This is a genomic window from Brevundimonas sp. GW821-FHT12C05, assembly GCF_058807475.1.
Genome location: NZ_JBXAQS010000001.1, coordinates 1834056 through 1849415, shown reverse-complemented (window position 1 = coordinate 1849415; position 15360 = coordinate 1834056). Strand labels below are relative to the sequence as shown.

Here is a 15360-nt window from a genome sequence, read left to right as displayed (position 1 = left end):
GCTTCGTCTTCAGTCGGGGGAGTTGCTGAAACCGCGCGGACAGGCGGTGCGCCCAAGGCGTGCGCAGGGTCCAAAACGACTTAGGGCGCGACCAGCGAGGTCGCGCCCTAATGTTTTTCCCGAAGGAAAAGATGGTGCCGCCGGGGGGAATCGAACCCACGACCTCAGCCTTACCAAGGATGCGCTCTACCACTGAGCTACGGCGGCGAAATCTGAGGAAGCGGCCCTATAGCCAACGTCGTGGCGGGGGGGAAGCCCTATTTCCGCTTGGGTGTGAAAAGTTTGGCGACCGGGTTCGCCTGATCGGAGGGCGACCGTGGACAAGGTTCGCGTTAACGGTGTCGGGGCCTTGCGCGGCGCCGCGACGCGGGCTCTGATCGATTCATGGACAAGCCCGAGACGACCGCTCCCGAAGCCGCCGCCGTCCCCGAGGCCCCGCCGGCCGCGCCCGCGCCGGTGAAGGCCGCCTCGACCGCGGAAGTATCGACCGGCGTTTCCGGGGCGACCGCGCCCGCCGGTCCGGCCCGCGCCAAGTCCGAGAAGGCGCTTCGTCTGGCCAAGGCGCTGCGCGACAACCTGCGCCGCCGCAAGGTCGCGGCCAAGCCTGCAAGACCGAGCAACTGAAAGTCATCGGCCGCACCGTTCGCGCGGCCTTTCGCTCCCCCGGCGGACCGCGCTAGATAGCCGATCCCCCTGACGCCCCCGCGCAGGGCCGCAAGAGACCACATGGACAGCATCGCCATCACCGGCGGCGCCCAGCTGAACGGGATCATCCCCGTGAGCGGCGCCAAGAATTCCGCCCTCAAGCTGATGGCCGCCTCGATCCTGACGGATCAGCCGCTGCTGCTGACCAACATGCCGCGTCTGGCGGACACGAAATTCCTGGGCAAGCTGCTGCAGGCCCTGGGCGTCGAGGTGACCGAGCGCGATGGAGTGGACGGTCAGGAGACCCTGTTCCACGGCGCCACGATCAGCTCGACCTTCGCCCCCTATGATCTGGTCCGGCAGATGCGAGCCAGTTTCAACGTGCTGGGGCCGCTGCTGGCGCGCACCGGCGAGGCCAAGGTGTCGCTGCCCGGCGGCTGCACCATCGGCGCGCGTCCGGTGGATCTGCACCTGCAGGCGCTGACCGCCCTGGGCGCCGAGATCGAGCTGGACGAGGGCTATGTCACCGCTCGTGCGCCCAAGGGGCTGCGCGGCGCCGAGATCGAGTTCCCGTTCGTGTCGGTGGGCGCGACCGAGCACGCCCTGCTGGCCGCCGTGATGGCGAACGGGACGACGGTGCTGCGCCGCGCCGCGCGGGAGCCGGAGATCGGCGACCTGGCCCGCTGCCTGATCGCCATGGGCGCCAAGATCGAGGGCGTCGACACCGACGTGCTGACCATCACCGGCGTGACCTCGCTGGGCGGGGCGGAGTGGTCGGTGATCCCGGACCGGATCGAAATGGGCTCCTACGCCGTCGCGGCCGCCATGGCCGGGGGCGAGGTGCGGCTGACCAAGGCGCGCGCCGGGCTGATGACCGCCCTGACCGAGAAGATGGTCGCCGCGGGCGTCGAGGTGACCCCGACCGACGACGGCGTGATCGTGAAGCGCGATCCCACGCAGCGTCTGCGGGCGGTCAATCTGGAGACCGAGGTCTATCCGGGCTTCGCCACCGACCTGCAGGCCCAGTTCATGACGCTGATGACGACCGCCGAGGGCGAGAGCGTGATCCGCGAGACCATCTTCGAGAACCGTTTCATGCACGCGCCCGAGCTGGCGCGGCTGGGCGCCGACATCCACGTCCACGCGGGCGAGGCGGTGGTGAAGGGCGTCGAGGTGCTGCACGGCGCGCCCGTCATGGCGACCGACCTGCGCGCATCCGTCAGTCTGGTCATCGCGGGCCTTGTCGCCCAGGGTGAAACCACGGTCGGACGCGTCTATCATCTGGATCGCGGTTTCGAGCGTTTGGAAGAGAAGCTGGGCGCCTGCGGCGCCGACATCCGGCGGATCAAGGGCGAGACGCATGAGCATTGAGGCCGAGGGCGTGGCGGACGAAGCGGTGATCAAGTCGCCGATGGAGCCCCTGCGCCTGCTGGCCGAGGACGCCGACGACCTGAGCATCATCTCGGTGGCGCTGCAGGACGCGATCATGCGTCCCAAGGACATCGTCTGGGAGCGAAACGCGCGGCTGCTGACCGTGGCGCTGAGCCGGTTCTGCTGGGAATGCGGCGGGACGCGGGTGATGGCGGCCATGCAGTTCGGCGACGTGATCGCGGTCAAGAGCCGCCGCCTGCCGCGCGGGCCGGAGATCGCCCTGGAACTGCTGGCCATGGAGTTCGAACCGGGCGAGGCGCCGGGCGGACGCATCATCATGATGTTCGCCGGGGGCGGGGACCTGCGGATCGAGGTGGAATGCCTCGACGCCGTGCTGACCGACCTGTCGGAACGCTGGCCGGCCCGGATTGCCCCGACCCATCTGGAAGGCTCCATCGAGGCGGCGCTGGCGGAGGCGGGGGCCTCGTGAGCGAGCACAGGCTGGTCTCCATCGAACTGGATGCGGCCTCCCTGCCGGCGGCTTCGGCCGAGATCGAGCACGAACGCCGCGTCGCCGTCTTCGACCTGGTCGAGAAGAACAGCTTCGAGCCCGCGGGCGCGGCGACGGGGCCCTATGCGCTGAAGCTGTCATCGCAGGACGGCCGGCTGGTTTTCGATATCGCCGGACCGCAGTTCGCCAAGGCCCACGGCCTGTCGATGTCGCCGCTGACCAAGGTGATCAAGGACTACATCGACATCTGCGACAGCTATTATGAAGTGCTGCGCGGCGCCGACGTGGGCAAGATCGAGGCGATCGACATGGGCCGCCGGGGTCTGCACAACGAAGGAGCCGAGCTGCTGAAGTCCCGCCTGGACGGCAAGATCGCCATCGACCACGAGACGGCCCGGCGGATGTTCACCCTGGTGACGGCGCTGTACCGGCGGTGAAGACCTGTCCTCCCCGTTGCGGAGCAATGGGGAGGTGGCGCGGCGCGAATACGCGCCGTGACGGAGGGGGCGGCGCAGGCGTTCGCCGTCCATACGCCATACCCGATCTCCCTCTGCTGCCCCCTCCGTCTCGTCGGCTGACGCCGACGATCCACCTCCTCATCGCTTTGCGACGGGGAGGAGGTGGGGTATCTTAAGGTTGTACGGTCTTGGGGTTCGACGATGGCTGACAGCATCAGCTTCGAGCGGGCGCGACGTTTCCGGCGAAACCTGACGCCGCCGGAAGCCAGACTCTGGCGCCATCTGAAGGGCGACAAACTGGCCGGGCTCAGCTTTCGGAAGCAGCATCCGATCGGCCCCTACATCCTGGACTTCTATTGCGCGGCGGCGAAGCTGGCGGTCGAGGTGGACGGAGCCTCCCATGACAATGAGGCCCGCGCCGCGCACGACGCGCGTCGAACGGTCTGGTTGGGAACGAAAGGCGTGCGTGTGATCCGCATCCGGGCGCTGGCGGTTCGGGATGAACTGGACGGCGTTCTGGACTTCATCCGGCGAGAGTCGGAGATGCGGTTGGCGCGCTAATCACTTGCCGTCCGCGCCGCCCCCTCCGTCACGCTGCGTATCCGCAGCGCGCCACCTCCCCATTCGCGACGCGAACGGGGAGGAGAACTCGACTAGCTCGCCTTTTTCGGGCATATGCCCGCTCCTTCGACGCGCGCTCCGCCCGGCGCGCGGCGTCTACTCGTATCCACCGGGCGTGAGAGGCCGCATGGCTAAGGAAGAACTGCTCGAGTTTCCCGGCGTCGTCAGCGAACTGCTGCCGAACGCGACGTTCCGCGTGACGCTCGAGAACGACCACGAAATCATCGCCCACACCGCGGGCAAGATGCGCAAGAACCGCATCCGCGTGCTGGCCGGCGACAAGGTCCTGGTCGAGATGACGCCCTACGACCTGACCAAGGGCCGCATCACCTACCGCTTCAAGTAAGGGCCGGCTCAGATGAGCCGTCCTGAGCTTGTGCTGGCTTCGGCCAGCCCGCGCCGCGTGGAGTTGCTGGCGCTGGTCGGGATCAAGCCCGACCGAATCGAACCCGCCGACATCGACGAGACCCCGCTGCAGGGCGAGACGCCGCCGCGCCTGGCCGCGCGCCTGGCCATCGGCAAGGCGCGGGTCGTGGCCGAGCGCGCGCCGGACGCCGTGGTGCTGGCCGCCGACACCGTGGTGTCCGTGGGCCGCCGCTTTCTGGAGAAGGCCGCCGACGAAGCGGAATGCGTGCGCTTCCTCAAATTGCTCTCGGGCCGGGGGCACCGGGTCTATACCGGCGTGGCCGTGATCGCGGGCGGCAAACTGACCCATCGGGTGGTCGAGACGCGGGTGACCTTCAAGGTCCTGTCCGACGCCGAGATCAACGCCTACGTCGCCTCAGGCGAATGGAAGGGCAAGGCCGGAGGCTATGGCATCCAGGGTCGGGCCGGGGCCTTCGTGACCCGTCTGGTCGGCAGCTATCCGGCCGTGATGGGCCTGCCGTTGCCTGAAAGCGTGAACCTGCTGGCCGGCGCGGGCGTCAGGCCGTGACGGTCGAGGTCTTCCTGGACGACACGCCCGGCGAGCTGAGGGCGGTGGTCGAACGGGACGGCCGAGCCGAACACATCCTTATAGAGAGAGCCGATGCGCCGCCGCAGACGCGGCTGGGCGCGCGCTCGGTCGCGCGGGTGCGTCAGTCGGCGCCCGGACTGAAGGGCGCCTTCGTCGACCTGGGATCTCATGAGGGTGGGGGGCTGGAGGCCTTCATGCCGCTGAAGGGCGGGATCTCCGCCCCGGTGGGAGCCAAGGTCGAGGTCGAGATCTCGGCCGAACGGCGCGAGGCCAAGGCGCCGGTGGCGCGCTGGCTGGGCGTGGGGCAGGGGGAGCCCCGCCTGCTGGCCGCCGCGCCGACGCTGATTGAAACACTGGCGCGGATCGCGCCGGGCGCGGAGCCGATCACGGGCCGGGCGGCGATCGAGGCCGGATGGGCCGCGGTCGAGCAGGCCCAGGGGCCGGCGGCCGTGCCGGGCGGCCAGGTCCATGTCGAGCGCACGCGCGCCATGATCACCGTCGACATCGACCTGAACGCCCACGACATGGGCCGGGCGCACTCGCGCGACGAGACGAATCGCCTGGCCCTGAAGGCGGCGGCGCGACTGATCCGGCTGAATCGCTGGGGCGGGCTTGTGGCGGTCGATCTGATCGGGACCCAGCACGACGGCAAGGCGGTCCTGGCCGCCGCCCAAAGTGCGTTCGGCGATGATCCGTCGATCGTCTACGGGCCGGTGAACCGGTTCGGGGTGCTGATGCTGTCGCTGCCGTGGGGGCGGACGCCGCTGGAAGAAGTCCTGTATGTCGAGCCGCGCCTGCGGCTGCCGCGGCCCGAACGGGCGGCGCAGGAGGCGGTCCGGCGGCTGCGGGCCGCGCTGCTGGAAGACACGACGCGGGCGCGGGTGACCCTGACCTGCGCCACGGGGATCGCCGCCCTGGCCGCGCCGCTGGTGGCGCAACTGGGGCCGCGGGCCCATCTTAAAACCGATGCCGGCTTGAGGCCGGGCGATTCCAATATTGAGGCCGAGTGATCATGGCGACCTGCGCCATCTGCCGCCGCGCGCCGGCGGATCCGAAATACAAACCCTTCTGCTCCAAGCGCTGCGCCGACGTGGATCTGCAACGCTGGTTCACTGGCGGCTACGCCATACCGGTGCGAGAGGACGAGCCCACGGACGAGGGCGGGAACCTTGGTTCGCAAGAAGACTGACAGAGGTGCTTGCCTCCCGAAAGCGGCTCGCTTATAGACCCCGCTCCCTCGCTTCAAAGCGTGCGCCCGGGTAGCTCAGTTGGTAGAGCAGTGGATTGAAAATCCACGTGTCGGTGGTTCGAATCCGCCCCCGGGCACCATCTTCCTTTGAGATGGCGCAGTCTCCGGAAGGAGACGCCTTCTCCCCTCCAGACAATATGTCGGCCATATTCGCCGGAGCGCCTCAGCCTCCGCGACGAAGACCGCTGTTCGGTATGATCCCGTATGCGGAATTTCCCTTATAAGAGGTGGGAACGACCCCGTTAACACAGGTTAACGGGTCTGGATTTACGGGCGTGTCGGACTGGTTGGAACGATTTGCTCAATCGGGGTTCGTTTTTCCAAAAGGATGCTCCGTACACCCTCGCAAAGGGTCGGACTTTCTGCCCAACCATCACGAAATTGACGCTTTCAACCTGAAACTTCAGTGATGAGCGTGCGTGCTCTCCCCCGAGGGGAAAAGCGCCGTTGCGCACTTGACGCTCTGGTATGCGTTCGCCAAAGGAGCTTGACCGCTTTCCTTTGCGAGCGGCCGGGAGGGGTTGGGAAAACGGTTTCCCAAGGCCTGTCGACACCGCCCCGGAAGCCCTAGGCAACCGGAAGCGTTCAGGAGGCGTTCCGCAGATCAGGGTTCAGTGAATCCTCGACGCTGCGGGCGAGATTTTCATCGGGAGCCGGCCGCCAAATTGGCCTGTTCCCTGGGTTCCACGAGTCAGACACCAAAGCAGGAACTGGCGAACTATGCTCGATTTCAAAAAGACCAACATTCTTCTGGCCATGGCCGGCGCTGCCGTCCTGATGGCTGGTTCGCCGGTCCTCGCGCAGGAAGCCGCTCCGGCCGCTCCCGCCGCCGCGACGGCCACCCCGGCTGACGCCGCCGCCACTCCGGCCGCGGCCCCGGCCGCCGACGCTGCTGCGGCTCCGGCCGCCGACGCTGCTCCCGCTGAAGAAGGCGGCGCTCACAAGCTGACCATCGCGACCATGTTCATGGACGCCGGTCTGATCGTTAAGGTCGTCATGATCGGCCTGGTCCTGGCCTCGATCTTCTCCTGGACCCTGCTGCTCATCAAACTGTTCGAGTTCGGCGCCCTGAACCGCGCCACCGACCGCTTCCTGGAAACCTTCCGCTCGGCCCGCACCATCGCGGACATGCGCAAGGTCGCCACCTCGGACGAGTTCGAAGGCAACCCGCTGGCCGACATGGCCGCCGCGGCCACCGACGAAATCGAACTGTCGCGTCAGGCCGGCCTCTCGGTCACCGGCGAACACTCCGACTCGGCCCTGCTGCGCGCGCAGCAAGCTGTCTCGGCGGTTCAGTCGGGTCTGGCCAAGCGCCTCTCGGGCGGCCAACAGTTCCTGGCCTCGGTCGGTTCGACCGGTCCGTTCATCGGTCTGTTCGGCACCGTGTACGGCATCATGAACTCGTTCATCGGCATCGCGAACACCAACACGACCAACCTGGCCGTCGTCGCCCCCGGTATCGCCGAGGCGCTGCTGGCCACGGGTATCGGTCTGTTCGCCGCTATCCCGGCGGTTATCTTCTACAACTACTTCAACACCCGCATCGCGGCGTACGGCACCCGTTCGGACGGCTTCAACGCCGAACTGATCAACGCCATCTCGCGTAACCTCGACAAGGGGGCGTAACCCGGATGGCCGCCAAACTTTCAGGCGGCGGCGGTGGCAAGTGGGCCATTGAGCAGAACTCTGACATCAACGTTACGCCTTTCGTTGATATCATGCTGGTTCTGCTCATCATCTTCATGGTGGCGGCTCCGCTCGCCACTGTGTCGGTGGAGGTGAAGCTGCCGACTGCGGTCGCCAAGCCCGCGCCCAATCCGCCCAAGCCGTTCTACGTCTCCATCCAGGACAACGGCCGCGCGTACATCGGTGACGACGAGGTGGAGATCACCTCGGTCGGGGCAGAACTGTCCAAGCTGATCGGCAACAGGCCTCCGTCGGATGAGCGTATCTTCATCCGTGCGGACCAACAGACCCGGTACGGCGATTTCATGCAGGTCATGAATTCGCTCCAGGATCACGGTTTCTATTCCGTGGCTCTGGTCGGTGAAGACCAGTCGTTGCAGTAGGGTGGTGAACTCATGACAGACGTTGAATATCACCGCAGCCGCTACGACCCGCCGCGCAAGAAGGGCTTCCTCGGGGTTCCCCCGGGCGTGCTCATCGTCAGCGTGCTGTTCGTCCTGGCCCTGTTCGGCCTGCTCGCCATCTACCTGATCAACATGCAGTTCACGCTGCGCGAGGTCCGGTACCAAGATGACACCGTGGACGTCGAGCTGATCGAACCGATCCCCGAACCGCCCCCTCCGCCGCCGCCTCCGCCGCCGCCGACCGACACGCCCCCGCCGCCCAAGCTGCAGGTGCGTATCCCGGCGATCGTGCCGAACGTGACGCCGGTCGAGCCGGTCCGCATCGAGCCGGTCAAGAAAGAAGACCGGATCGAGAACACCGCACCGCCGGTCATCACCCCGGATCCCCCGCGCCCGGCCCCCATACCGGCCCCGGCCCGTCCGTCGGTGATCACCAACCCGAGCTGGGCCCGTCAGGTCCCGCCCGAGTTCCCGGAACGCGCTCTGTCCCGCGGGATCGAGTCGGGACGGGTGACCCTTCAGTGCACCGTTCAACCGAACGGCAGCCTGTCGAACTGCTCCGTGGTGTCCGAGGACCCCGCGGGCGCCGGCTTCGGCCAGGCCGCTCTGGCGGCGGCTCGCCGGTCGCGCGTTGCGCCCCGCACCGTCGACGGCGCCGCCGAAGGTGCGACGGTTCGCTGGACGACCCGCTTCGTTCCGCCCGCGGACTGAAGCGACTGAAACCAACTACGGAACGCCCCGGAGGAAACTCCGGGGCGTTTTCGTTTGCGCGAGGCGCCGTCCGTCGAGGCTTGCGCGCGAGCGCCCGGCCGGTGAAGACTCAGTCTCCGGCCCAGCTTTCGCGGAGAATCCCGATGAACCGTCTCGTCCTCGTCGCCCTGATGACCGCCGGCGCGGCGCTGTCTGCCTGCGCCTATAACGACACCCTGGGGCGCAGCCAGTTCCTGATCGTGGATGACGCCGCCCTGACGCAGCAGGCGGACGCCGCCTGGGCGCAGGCGCTGCGCACCCAGAGGGTTTCGAACGACGCCGCCGCCCTGAGCCGCATTCGCACGGTCGGAGGCCGGATCGTCGAGGCCGCCGGCCTGTCGGACCGGCGCTGGGACTATGCGGTCTTCGTCAGCGACGCGCCGAACGCCTTCGTCCTGCCGTCGGGCAAGATCGGCGTGACCACCAGCCTGCTGGCCCTGGTGCGCAATGACGACCAGCTGGCCGCCGTGCTGGGTCACGAGGTCGGCCACGTCGTCGCCCGCCACGCCGCGGAGCGCTATTCGACCAGCGCCGCGACGGGGTTGGTGTTGAGCGGGGTGCAGGGCGCGGCCGGGGACTATGGCCAGGCGGCGGGCGCGATCGGCGGGCTGGGGGCCCAACTGGGCGTGCTGCTGCCCTTCTCGCGCCGGGACGAGCTGGAGGCCGATCGGCTGGGCGTCGACTATATGCAGCGCGCCGGCTATCGCCCGATGGAATCCATCGCCCTGTGGCGGCTGATGCAGGCCCAGCGGCAAGGTTCCACGCCCGAGTTCGCCTCGACCCACCCGTCCGACACGACGCGGATCAACGCTCTGGAGCAGTATATCGCGGGGCGGGGATGGAGCTGAGAGGCCCAGCCCTCACTTCACCCTTGATCACCAAAGGCGACGCGGCTAAAGACGCCGCTCGCGCGGATACGTGCAGCCTTAGCTCAGTTGGTTAGAGCGCCGGTTTGTGGAGCCGGAGGTCCTCAGTTCAAACCTGAGAGGCTGTACCATCGCCCTTCCACGCTTCCCCTGACAGTTTGGCTTTCTGCTGCGCCGCTCGTGCGTGGGAAGTGGCTAGTGATTAGTGGCTAGTGGTTGGCCGCCAGCGTGCGATGGGGCCGTCTGCGCCGCCTTTCCGCCGGCGACCACTGACGTCGCGGCATCGAACCACTAACCACTAGCCACTAATCACTTGCCCGGCGCCGTCCCCAGCCGGTTAAGCTCGCCCCATGAGCAACCCGCCGCCCACCTGGGATCCCCAGCAGTACAGTCGTTTCGAGGCCGAGCGGGATCGCGCGGCGCTGGACCTGTTGCTGCGCCTGCCCGGCGATCTGGAGCCCCGGCGGATCGTCGACCTGGGTTGCGGGACCGGCCAGCACGCGGCCCTGCTGAAACGCCGCCATCCCGAGGCGCACGTCGTCGGACTGGATTCGAGCGCGGCGATGCTGGAGCAGGCGCGGGCGCTGGGCGCGGATGTGGACTGGGTGCAAGCCGATCTGGCGACCTGGACGCCGCCGGCGCCGGTCGATCTGATCTTCGCCAACGCCTCGCTGCAATGGCTGCCCGACCATGAGGGGCTGCTGCGCCGGCTGACCGGCCTGCTGGCGCCCGGCGGCGTGATCGCGGTGCAGATGCCGCTGGCCTGGGACACCCTGCACTACCGCACCATGCGCGCCGTCATGGCGACCGGGCCGTGGTCGGAGCGGCTGTTGGACCGCGAGACGATCCAGGCCCTGCTGAGCCCGGAGGCCTATTACGGCGTGCTGGCCGAGGCCTGTGAGGCGGTGGATGTATGGTCCACCACCTATCTGCACGCTCTCACGGGTGAAAACGCCGTGCTGGAGTGGATGAAGGGCACGGCGCTGAGGCCGCACCTGACGGCGTTGAACCATGACGCCGCTATGCGGGACGCTTATCTTTCCGCCCTGGGCGACGCTCTTTCCGCGGCGTTTCCGCGGCGTCCGGACGGGGTGACGCTTCTGCCCTTCCCGCGTCTGTTCCTTGTAGCCCGGCGATCCGGCGGCGACGCAGGCCGGTGACCGGGCCGTCCAGCTTGTCCAGCTCGGCCTTCATGGCGCGATAACCCGCGTCCACGGCGGGGAGGAAGCCCTTCCAGTCGCGGATGTCGACGCCGTCGGGCGTGGGCTGGACCAGGATGTCGGTGACGGCGCGCGACCGCTCGATCTCGGCGTCGGTCGTCAGGGTGGCCGAGCGCATCATGATCGAGACGATGGGCGGGCCGCGCCGCCAGGCGCCGGTGGCCAGCAGCCGCCAGATCGACGGCGGATGCTCGATCAGGGCCGGATCGACGCCGCGCGCCTGGGACATGTCGATGCCGATGACGGGCCCCGAGGTCATCTGGCGCATGACCTCGGTGGGCAGGTTGCTCAGCACCGCGCCGTCGACCAGCACCTGGCCGTCGATGACGATAGGCGGCAGCAGGCCCGGGATGGCGATGGTGGCGCGCATGGCCCGGCGCATGAGGCCGCGGCGGTGCACCTCGATGCGGCCCGCGGTCAGGTTGGTCGAGACGGCGAAGAAGGGCCGGACCAGGTCGGCCATGTCGATGTCGCCGTAGGCGGCTTCCAGCAGACGCTCGACCTTCTTGGCCCGGGTCATGGCCAGCATGGGGAAGGTGATGTCGGACAGGGGGTCGCTGTCGACGAACGACCGGCTGATGCGCTCCTCCAGCTCCTCCTGCGACCAACCCAGGGCGGGGCCGGCGGCGATGACCGCGCCCATGGAGGCGCCGCCGACGAAGTCCACGGGAACGCCGGCCTCCCTCAGGGCGCGCAGGGCGCCGATGTGGGAATAGGCCCGGGCGCCGCCGCCGGACATGACCACGCCGACCGCCGAGCCGGTGACCACGCGGGCCACGCGGGCGGCGTCGTCCTGATCGCCCTCGACCGCCTGGAACCAGCGGCCCGGCTGGATCGAGTCGATCCAGACCGCGGTGTTGGCCGGGCGGGCCATGCGCGGGTCGCGCAGCAGGATCAGGTCGGTGCGGCGCTGAGCGTCCAGCACCCCGGCATGGGGCAGGGGGCGGTTGGGCGGGGCCAGCAGGCACTGGCCGACGATGAAGAGGCGATCGACCTGGCGGGCGCACAGGGCGGCCCAGGCCGGTTCGTCCATCTCGGCGACGTAGAGGACGAAGTCGTGGGCGTCCTCGACCCGGCTGAACCATTCCGAGGCCGAGGAGAGGGCGGAATGGTCGATGACCTGGCAGGTGAAGCCGTCGGCCTCGATCGCCGCGGCGATGCGCTCGACGAAGGCGCGGATGGGCCGGGGACGAGCCGAGATGAAGCCGAAGACGCTGGGCTCGCCGCCGCCCGACCGGCGGTCGCGGGCGCGCTGGATCATCAGGCGCGACAGCTCGACCATCAGGTCCGGCTCGGTGCGTGCGGCCTCGAAGAAGGCGTCGCGGGGCAGGGCCAGGACTTCGGAATCGCGCAGGGCGACGACGTCGGCGGTGTGCGGGCTGCCGGCCAGCATGGCCATCTCGCCCGCCGGCTCTCCGGGGCGGATGACGCCGACGAACTGGGGCGGCTGGTCGTTGGCCTCACGGCGGAAGACGCCCAGACGGCCGGAGCGCAGCAGGTAGAGGGTGTCGGACGGATCGTCCTCGGCGAACAGGGTCTCGCCCCCGGTCAGGGCGAACCAACTGGCCGGCGTGTTTCGCCCGCTCTCGAAGATGCGGTGCAGGGCGTCTTCCAGGCGGTCGGAGCGGACGGGGGGCATGGCGGCCAGGGTCCAGGGTTCAGGGTCTGGGAGAGGGGGAGGGACTGGGAACGACACGAGCGGCGAGGATGGCTAGATATGGTTACCGAAACCCCTAACCCCTAGTTTTTGGGGGCTCAGACCTTACCAGGCGCCCAAGGCCCGCAGCTCCTGCGCCAGGTCGTCGGGCAGATCGGTCGCATCGGCCACAGTCAGGTCGGCCGGAGCGTCCTTGCCGTCCAGATAGCGCCAACCCTGGAAGGGGCGGCGGGCCAGGGGCGCGGTGCGGATGACACGGGCGTCGATGCGGATTTCGCAACGGCTGGCCGGGCCTTCGCCGATCGTGGAGACATCGAGGATGGGCTGGCGGCACAGGACCGAGCCCTTGATGACCCAGTACAGGGAGCCGCCGTCCTCCAGCTCCGTCGCCCGCTTGGGCGTCATGCGGGTGTGGACGATGCGCCAGTCGCTGAGGGCGGCGTTGCGCTCCAGGGTCTCGACCTCGGAGACGCCGACGCACAGCTTGATCATGTGAAGAGGCATGCGGGTAGGAATAGGGAGTGGGGGGGCGGTGCGGAAGGGTTGGGAGCCGGTATTCTCGGGCCCCTCGATCTTCGGCTCCCTAATTTGGAGTACCCGGCGACAGGCGGCCCGCCGAAGCGTATGATTCCCTGCATGTATGGACTGATCGGCAAGATGACGGCGGCCGCGGGTCAACGCGAGGCGCTGACGGCGATTCTGCTGGACGGGTTGGCGGGCATGCCCGGCTGCCTCAGCTACATCGTCGCCCACGATCCCGCGGACGCGGACGCCATCTGGGTGACCGAGGTCTGGACCGACGAGGCCGCGCACCGGGCCTCCCTGCAGATCCCCGAGGTCAAGGCGGCGATCCGCAAGGGCATGCCGCTGATCGCGACCTTCGGCGACGCCCAGGTGACGACGCCGGTGGGCGGAGTGGGGATGACCGGAGTCTAGGTCAGGCCTCGGCGGCCGCCTTCACGACGGCCAGAACCACGCCCTCGCCGACCTGTTCGCCGACGGCGACTGAGACGCTTTCGACCACGCCGTCGAACGGAGCGACCAGGGCGTGCTCCATCTTCATGGCTTCCAGCACCACGACAGGCGCGCCCTTGGCGACCGTGTCGCCCGCGATGGCCGGGGCGGCGACAATCTTGCCGGGCATGGGCGCGCGAAGCGAGCCGTCGGAGGCGGGGCCGGAGGCGGAACCGGTCAATCGCGGCAGGAATTCGAAAGCGTCGCCATCTTCAAAGACGACGATACGGCCGTCCCCCGTGTTCGCGCCTGAGATCTGCGCGCCGTCGATGAAGACGTAGTCGGGCGTTCCGATCACCTGGAAGGCCTCGTCTCCGAACTCGACATCAAAGGTCGAATGACGCGGAGGGCCTTCGCCATGGACGCCCCACAGGTTCGCCTGAACGCTTTCGCCGTCGCGGTAGAGCACGACCGGGGTCCGGGACTCTCCGTTCATCCGGAAGGCGAACAGGCCGTCAGTCCAGGGCGACAGCTCATTGGTCCGCAAAGCGTCATCGGCGCGCAGGCCGACAATGGCCAGGGCGGCGGCGGTGGTCCGCGAGGACGGGGAGGTGGGGACGAGAGCCGCTTCCTCCGCGGCAATGAACCCCGTGTCGACATCGCCCGCCACGAAGCGCGGATGCTCCAGGCAGCGGACCAGGAAGCCGGCGTTGGTCTTGACCGGCCAGACCTCGACCTGAGCGGCGGCGTCGGCGAGTGCTTCGGCGGCGTCCTCGCGGGTATCCTCGTGCACGATCAGCTTGGCGATCATGGGGTCGTAGAATTGGCTGACCTCGCCGCCCTGCATCACGCCGGTGTCGACGCGGATGTCTTCCGGCATGACGAAGTGATCCAGCCGGCCGATGCTCGGCAGGAAGCCGTGGGCCGGGTCCTCGGCGTAGAGGCGGGCTTCCATGGCCCAGCCGTTCATCGGGATGTCGGCCTGCTTCAGCGGCACGGGTTCCCCGGCGGCGACGCGGAACTGCCATTCGACTAGGTCGACGCCGGTGATGCTTTCGGTGACCGGGTGCTCGACCTGGAGCCGGGTGTTCATCTCCATGAACCAGATGCGGTCGGCCTTGAGGCCGTCGGAGGCGTCGGCGATGAATTCGATGGTGCCGGCGCCCTGGTAGTTCACGGCCTTGGCGGCGCGGACGGCGGCGTCGGTGACGGCCTTGCGGGTAGCCGCGTCCATGCCGGGGGCCGGAGCCTCCTCGATCACCTTCTGGTGGCGACGCTGCAGGGAGCAGTCGCGCTCATGCAGGTGGACGACCTCGCCATGGCTGTCGCCGAAGATCTGCACCTCGATGTGGCGCGGGCGGGTGATGTAGCTTTCGATCAGGACGCGCGGGTCGCCGAAGGAGGACTGGCCCTCGCGACGGGCGGAAGCGAGCCCATCCGCGAAGTCCTCGGCCCGGTCGACCTTCTTCATGCCCTTGCCGCCGCCGCCGGCGACGGCCTTGATCAGGACGGGGAAGCCGATCTTGTTGGCCTCGGCGGTCAGGGTTTCGTCGGACTGGTCCTCGCCCTGGTAGCCGGGCGTGACGGGCACGCCGGCCTCGATCATCAGCTTCTTGGCGGCGTCCTTCAGGCCCATGGCGCGGATCGAGGACGGCTGCGGGCCGATCCAGACGATGCCGGCGGCCATGACGGCCTCGGCGAAGTCGGCGTTCTCGGACAGGAAGCCGTAGCCGGGGTGGATGGCTTCGGCGCCGGTTTCCTTGGCGGCGGCCAGCACCTTTTCGGCGACCAGATAGGACTCCCGCGCGGCGGCGGGGCCGATCAGGACGGCCTCGTCGGCCTCGCGCACGTGCAGGGCGTTCGCGTCGGCTTCGGAATAGACTGCGATCGTGCGAATCCCCATCCGCTTGGCGGTGCGGAAGACGCGGCAGGCGATCTCGCCACGATTGGCGACCAGGACGGATTTGAACATGGGGGTTTCTTAGAGTGGCGAGTGGCGGGTGGCGAGTGGCG

General features: G+C 68.4%; 17 protein-coding genes, 3 tRNA genes and 1 pseudogene. 17 read left to right on the top strand and 4 right to left on the bottom strand.

The genetic code is table 11. From position 1 onward, the window contains the following. Positions 1–132: 132 nt before the first annotated feature. A tRNA-Thr gene (locus tag AC1RRF_RS09050) sits at positions 133–207 on the bottom strand. A 177-nt stretch (positions 208–384) separates the two neighbouring features. Between AC1RRF_RS09050 and AC1RRF_RS09045 the strand changes: the two genes are divergently transcribed. From AC1RRF_RS09045 to AC1RRF_RS08970, 16 genes and pseudogenes are all read left to right on the top strand, one after another. After that, the gene (locus AC1RRF_RS09045) at positions 385–624 is read left to right on the top strand and encodes a hypothetical protein (protein ID WP_492834067.1); all 240 of its coding nucleotides are present in this window, start codon (positions 385–387) and stop codon (positions 622–624) included. 102 nt (positions 625–726) lie between these two features. Next, on the top strand, positions 727–2016 hold the full coding sequence (gene murA, locus AC1RRF_RS09040) for a UDP-N-acetylglucosamine 1-carboxyvinyltransferase (RefSeq protein ID WP_492834066.1): 1290 nt from the start codon (positions 727–729) through the stop codon (positions 2014–2016). Continuing rightward, positions 2006–2506, top strand: a complete 501-nt coding sequence (locus AC1RRF_RS09035) for a DUF2948 family protein (protein ID WP_492834065.1) — start codon at positions 2006–2008, stop codon at positions 2504–2506. The genes murA and AC1RRF_RS09035 overlap by 11 nt, the downstream gene beginning before the upstream one ends. Next, positions 2503–2964 (top strand): UPF0262 family protein, encoded by a 462-nt coding sequence (locus AC1RRF_RS09030; RefSeq protein ID WP_492834064.1) that lies wholly within the window; start codon positions 2503–2505, stop codon positions 2962–2964. The genes AC1RRF_RS09035 and AC1RRF_RS09030 overlap by 4 nt, the downstream gene beginning before the upstream one ends. A gap of 222 nt (positions 2965–3186) precedes the next feature. Beyond that, a complete protein-coding gene (locus tag AC1RRF_RS09025; RefSeq protein WP_492834063.1) occupies positions 3187–3546 on the top strand; it encodes an endonuclease domain-containing protein in 360 nt (119 codons plus the stop codon). Positions 3547–3733: 187 nt separating this feature from the next. Further along, a complete protein-coding gene (infA, locus tag AC1RRF_RS09020) occupies positions 3734–3952 on the top strand; it encodes a translation initiation factor IF-1 (protein ID WP_003164348.1) in 219 nt (72 codons plus the stop codon). Positions 3953–3964: 12 nt separating this feature from the next. Then, positions 3965–4540, top strand: coding sequence for a Maf family protein (locus AC1RRF_RS09015; RefSeq protein WP_492834062.1), 576 nt, complete (start codon positions 3965–3967; stop codon positions 4538–4540). Further along, positions 4537–5571, top strand: coding sequence for a ribonuclease E/G (locus AC1RRF_RS09010; RefSeq protein ID WP_492834061.1), 1035 nt, complete (start codon positions 4537–4539; stop codon positions 5569–5571). Before AC1RRF_RS09015 ends, AC1RRF_RS09010 begins: the two co-directional genes overlap by 4 nt. Beyond that, the gene (locus AC1RRF_RS09005; RefSeq protein WP_492834158.1) at positions 5571–5750 is read left to right on the top strand and encodes a DNA gyrase inhibitor YacG; all 180 of its coding nucleotides are present in this window, start codon (positions 5571–5573) and stop codon (positions 5748–5750) included. Before AC1RRF_RS09010 ends, AC1RRF_RS09005 begins: the two co-directional genes overlap by 1 nt. A 64-nt stretch (positions 5751–5814) precedes the next feature. Further along, positions 5815–5890: transfer RNA gene (locus AC1RRF_RS09000), tRNA-Phe, on the top strand. Positions 5891–6530: 640 nt separating this feature from the next. Further along, entirely contained in the window at positions 6531–7436 is a 906-nt protein-coding gene (locus AC1RRF_RS08995) for a MotA/TolQ/ExbB proton channel family protein (protein ID WP_492834060.1), read from the top strand. Positions 7437–7441: 5 nt separating this feature from the next. Beyond that, positions 7442–7879 (top strand): ExbD/TolR family protein, encoded by a 438-nt coding sequence (locus AC1RRF_RS08990; protein WP_492834059.1) that lies wholly within the window; start codon positions 7442–7444, stop codon positions 7877–7879. A gap of 12 nt (positions 7880–7891) precedes the next feature. Continuing rightward, positions 7892–8611: a TonB family protein gene (locus tag AC1RRF_RS08985; protein ID WP_492834058.1), complete on the top strand. Its 720-nt coding sequence runs from the start codon at positions 7892–7894 to the stop codon at positions 8609–8611. Between the two features lie 143 nt (positions 8612–8754). Then, complete coding sequence (locus tag AC1RRF_RS08980; protein ID WP_492834057.1) at positions 8755–9498, top strand: M48 family metallopeptidase; 744 nt, start codon at positions 8755–8757, stop codon at positions 9496–9498. Between the two features lie 72 nt (positions 9499–9570). Next, positions 9571–9647, top strand: a tRNA-His gene (locus tag AC1RRF_RS08975). Positions 9648–9866: 219 nt separating this feature from the next. Continuing rightward, a pseudogene (locus AC1RRF_RS08970) lies at positions 9867–10298 on the top strand (methyltransferase domain-containing protein); the annotation flags it as partial. A 238-nt stretch (positions 10299–10536) separates the two neighbouring features. Here the strand turns inward: AC1RRF_RS08970 and AC1RRF_RS08965 are convergent. Continuing rightward, positions 10537–12375 (bottom strand): patatin-like phospholipase family protein, encoded by a 1839-nt coding sequence (locus AC1RRF_RS08965; protein WP_492834056.1) that lies wholly within the window; start codon positions 12373–12375, stop codon positions 10537–10539. Positions 12376–12498: 123 nt separating this feature from the next. Continuing rightward, entirely contained in the window at positions 12499–12897 is a 399-nt protein-coding gene (locus AC1RRF_RS08960) for a DUF1489 family protein (protein ID WP_492834055.1), read from the bottom strand. Between the two features lie 132 nt (positions 12898–13029). Between AC1RRF_RS08960 and AC1RRF_RS08955 the strand changes: the two genes are divergently transcribed. Beyond that, positions 13030–13329: a putative quinol monooxygenase gene (locus AC1RRF_RS08955; protein ID WP_492834054.1), complete on the top strand. Its 300-nt coding sequence runs from the start codon at positions 13030–13032 to the stop codon at positions 13327–13329. Position 13330: 1 nt separating this feature from the next. On the opposite strand, the gene AC1RRF_RS08950 is transcribed toward AC1RRF_RS08955, so the two are convergent. After that, a complete protein-coding gene (locus AC1RRF_RS08950) occupies positions 13331–15319 on the bottom strand; it encodes an acetyl/propionyl/methylcrotonyl-CoA carboxylase subunit alpha (RefSeq protein WP_492834053.1) in 1989 nt (662 codons plus the stop codon). Positions 15320–15360 lie beyond the last annotated feature (41 nt).